We start from the raw sequence: 4,271 nt of genomic DNA, 5'->3' as shown, positions 1-4,271 counted from the left end.
CCTCACGATATTTTTTTGCATTTATTTCATGCTCTGCTTTAGTTTCAGCAAAATTATGATATCCGGAAAAATCTTCCTTTGCACACATGTAGATGTAATTATTCTGGTTGCGATTTAGCACTGCATCAATCGCGTTAATACTTGGCATCATAATAGGGCCAGGAGGCAAACCCGCATATTTGTAAGTGTTATATGGCGATTGCACCTGCAACAGTTTTCCTGTAACCCGTTTAACAGTAAAATCGTTATTGGCAAAAATAACTGTTGGATCTGCCTGTAACAAAATACCTTTGTTTAACCTGTTTAGGTACAAGCCGGCGATAATCGGCATTTCTTTATCAAATAATGCTTCGGCATCAACAATTGATGCTAAAGTATAAACCTGAGCAGGGTTGAGGTTCAAACTTGCAGCCTTCTGTTTGCGTTCTGCTGTCCAGAATTTATCATACTCCTTGTGCATCCTTTCTAAAAAATCTACAGGAGAAATGTTCCAATACATCTCATAGGTATTCGGGATAAACATCGTGTAAATATTATCCTGATTAAATCCGTATTTTGAAATTAAGGCTGAGGAATCTAAAGCTGAAATAAAGCTTAATGAATCTGCTTCAAGGTTACTGGCCAAATAAGCGGCAAAATTTTCCTTTTTGCGGATGTTTTGGAATTTTAATTTCACCGGTTCCTGGTTTCCTGCTTTGATCAAATTAACAAGTGTTCTGTTCGTCATGCCTTTTTTTAAGCGGTAACGGCCAGGTTTTAGATTCGGTGCTAAATTCATTTTTGCAGCCGCTGCTTCGAAAGATGAAGGACTCTTTAAGATATCCCTTTTTTTAATCTCAAAAATTAATTCATCATAACTTTGGCCAGTTTTGATGTACAAGTACTTTTGATTTTCAGTAATATTAGGGGAGAAATAAAGTTGGTAAATGTTTAGTGCAAAATATCCGGCAACTAAAATAACAACCACACCAATTGCAATCGCTACCTTTTTCCCAGTACTCATATTCTTTTTTTCTACTTCAGTCATTGTTATTTATTGTTCTTTGTTTGATAAGGTAATGTTAATTCTGGTTCCGATAGCGACTTTCGTTACTGAATCAGCAGGCATTGGATCTTGTTTTACAATCACCGCATTAGCACTGTCTATAATACTTCCTTCATATAAAATATTGCCAAGGCTCAAATTAGAACCTTTTAAGCTGAATTTTGCCTCGTCTACCGTTAGGCCGACCAGTTGTGGCACATCAACCTCTTCACTTCCTCTTCCATCACCTAACACTAAATTGATTCTTGAGCCAACGGGGATAATATCCCCAGCCTGAATAGGAGAACCACCAAACGATGCTTCCAAAACTACATCTCTACTCACATCGGGTTTATATGTAGTATCTCCAAGTTTTAGTCTTGAACTTTCGATAATAGCCTGCGCTTCCCGAAGGGTTTTAAAGGCTATGTCAGGAAATTTTGTATTCGGCGTTTTCCCGGCATTTATAGTTAGGTAGATGGTTCTGTTATCTTTTACAAAGGTGTTTGGATCGGGATCCTGATCAATCACAATTCCTGCAGGCTGATCCATAATAAAAACTGAATCTACCTCATACTTAAGTCCTGCATCTTCGAGTTTTTGCACCGCTTGCTCAAATGCCAAACCTTTAACTAAAGGAACATTCAATCCCTGGCCATGTTTGGTGTAATATCTTAAGCTAAAAAATGCGATGAGTAATAGGCCAACAACAGTTAAAACTGCAGCTAAAATGTTGTTCCTAAATGATTTTGTTTTTAAATAATCTATAAATTTAGACATGAATCTTAAATTCTGGTGTTAAGCGTGCAAACTCAAATGTAGTTAATTAATAATTGATAGCGATTTTTGATCAACAGGTTCATTGCCCTGAGCAAATATAATACCACCAATTACCAATTCTATCCTTCAAAATTAAACAATGCTCAAAGATATTTATATTTTTGAGGATATATTTATGATCAAATTCTATTATAATTAACAGTTTTTCCAAATGAAAAAAACGATTGCATTGTTAACAGGCGGTACCACAGGAGAATGGGTTGTTTCGGTAAAAAGTGCAGCAACTATTGCTCAAAATATCGATGCTGATTTGTATGATGTTTATAAAATCATGCTAAATGATAAAGGATGGTTTTATGAACCTGCTGATTCCGTAAAAATAGAAATTGACAAAAATGATTTTTCATTAACCCTAGAAGGAAGACGAATCAAATTTGATGGTGTATTTATCGCGATACATGGTTCTCCTGGAGAGGACGGCAAATTACAGGGTTATTTTGATATGTTGAACATACCTTACACCACATGTAATGCCTTAACCTCATCTATTACAATGAATAAAGGGTATACCAAGGCTATTGTAGCGGGAATTGATCAACTAAACACGGCCAAATCAATACAAATCTTCAAAAACGGCAGGTACGATATACAGAAAATTAAACAGGAGTTAAGGTTACCTTATTTTGTTAAGCCAAATAGCGGCGGGAGCAGTATTGGCATGAGTAAAGTAAAACATGCTGATGATTTGGAGAGCGCCCTTGATAAGGCATTCCATGAAGATACCCAGGTATTAATTGAGGAGTTTGTAAGTGGCCGTGAATTTTCAATTGGTGTGTACAGTGCTAACGGAGAAATCACAGTTTTACCAACCACAGAGGTAATCCCTGCAAATGAATTTTTTGATTTCGAAGCCAAATATACACCTGGTGCTACTCAGGAAATTACTCCGGGGAATATGAGCGAAGAGGAGTATGCGAGAGTTCATCAAATTATAAAAGAAGTTTATATCAAACTAAATTGCAGGGGAATAGTTCGTATCGATTATTTTCTGGAGCATGAAACAGGCAAATTTTATTTCATCGAAATTAATACCATACCTGGTCAAACTGCTACAAGTTTTATCCCACAGCAAGTTGCCGCTATGGGCATAACGTTAAAACAGTTTTATACAGATTTGATGAAAGAAACGCTTAACTAATCTTAAATGGATATTCAGGAACTAATTCAGAGGGGCTTTGCTGTAAAAGAATATCCAAAAGATAAAATTATTTATGAACCTGGCATGTTACCGAGGTATGTTTACTTCATTAAAACAGGCGAGGTTAGGATGGTTACCGTAAGCGAGCATGGCAAAGAATTTATCCAGGGTATTTTTAAGGCTGGTCAATACTTCGGCGAACCTGCTTTAATTGTAAATAGAAGATATTTAGCTTATACAATTGCAAGTAAACAATCAGAAATTATTCTGGTAAATAAAACGGATTTCTTTAACTTAATAGAAAACACCCCAGGCTTTAGCACGAGTCTTATTCAAAAATTAAGTAACAGGCTCTTTTATAAGTCGATGATGCTGGAGGAGTTGGCGAACGAAAAAGCTGAACATCGGCTCTTAACCATAATTAATTACCTGATGAATGATGTCGAGGTTGGTGATAGCTTAAACGTAACAAGGCAGGAACTCGCAGATATGACTGGTTTGAGAGTGGAAACGGTGATCAGGGAGATTAAATCATTGCGTGAAAAAGAATTTATTAAAACTGATAAAGGCAAAATCATAAAGCTAAAATAAATCAGCAGTTCAATCTATTTACTGACAAAATATGATGTAGGTCATAAACTAGGCTTTTTATTAGTTTTAAATTTGCCTCATTAACTAGCAAAAACATATGACCGAATTATCTAAATTTCAAGCCTTTATTCAATGCAAATGTCCACGCTGCCGCCAAGGAGATATTTTCGCAGGCAGCGCATATTCTTTCAGGCTACAAAAAACAAACATTTATTGCCCGGTTTGTAATCTGAAATTCGAGCGGGAACCAGGTTTCTTCTATGTCGCGATGTTTGTAAGTTATGCAATGAATGTTGCAGAAATTATTACTATTGGCGTAGCATCATATGTTTTGGGTTTAGATCTGATCTATGAAAATTTATGGTATTATGTTGGCTTTATATTATTTGGAGTGTTTTTATGCTCCCCGATAAATTACAGGTATTCTCGGGTAATCCTTTTGCATTATTTAACTCCTGGATTACACTATGTACCAGGCAGCGGAGAAAAGCGATAAATAAAACGCCCTTATGGGCTTTTCTCATTTTTTCATAGGATGTTGTACATATTCCGACATACCTTGTACTTTTCCATCTTTAAGCTTAAAATCGTTGTATAGCTGAATGGTATCTACTTTTCCGTCTTTCGTTGTGGTAACCTGTTTATACCATAAGCTCACCCATTCTTCAGTGTGTACGT

4 protein-coding genes are annotated in these 4,271 nt (G+C 36.1%); 2 read left to right on the top strand and 2 right to left on the bottom strand.

All coding sequences use genetic code 11. The annotated features are described in order from the left end of the window. The coding region (mltG, locus tag ON09_RS22905; protein ID WP_010603404.1) for an endolytic transglycosylase MltG at positions 1–1,027 on the bottom strand (1,027 nt) is incomplete at its 3' end. 6 nt (positions 1,028–1,033) lie between these two features. Further along, positions 1,034–1,804 (bottom strand): PASTA domain-containing protein, encoded by a 771-nt coding sequence (locus ON09_RS22900; protein ID WP_010603403.1) that lies wholly within the window; start codon positions 1,802–1,804, stop codon positions 1,034–1,036. A gap of 211 nt (positions 1,805–2,015) precedes the next feature. Here ON09_RS22900 and ON09_RS22895 point away from each other — a divergent pair, with 211 nt between their 5' ends. Together ON09_RS22895 and ON09_RS22890 are read left to right on the top strand one after the other, a co-directional pair. Further along, complete coding sequence (locus ON09_RS22895; RefSeq protein WP_010603402.1) at positions 2,016–3,002, top strand: D-alanine--D-alanine ligase; 987 nt, start codon at positions 2,016–2,018, stop codon at positions 3,000–3,002. A 6-nt stretch (positions 3,003–3,008) separates the two neighbouring features. Continuing rightward, a complete protein-coding gene (locus ON09_RS22890; protein WP_010603401.1) occupies positions 3,009–3,593 on the top strand; it encodes a Crp/Fnr family transcriptional regulator in 585 nt (194 codons plus the stop codon). The last annotated feature ends 678 nt before the right edge of the window (positions 3,594–4,271 follow it).

This window comes from Pedobacter agri PB92 (assembly GCF_000258495.1).
Lineage (GTDB): Bacteria > Bacteroidota > Bacteroidia > Sphingobacteriales > Sphingobacteriaceae > Pedobacter > Pedobacter agri.
Note: the sequence above shows the minus strand (reverse complement) of the source record. Positions and strands in the feature narration are given on the sequence as shown.

What these genes read in the sequence shown, in the direction of transcription:
- ON09_RS22900 (WP_010603403.1), bottom strand. Translation starts at nt 1,804, where the DNA reads ATGTCTAAATTTATAGATTATTTAAAAACAAAATCATTTAGGAACAAC.
- ON09_RS22895 (WP_010603402.1), top strand. Translation starts at nt 2,016, where the DNA reads ATGAAAAAAACGATTGCATTGTTAACAGGCGGTACCACAGGAGAATGG.
- ON09_RS22890 (WP_010603401.1), top strand. Translation starts at nt 3,009, where the DNA reads ATGGATATTCAGGAACTAATTCAGAGGGGCTTTGCTGTAAAAGAATAT.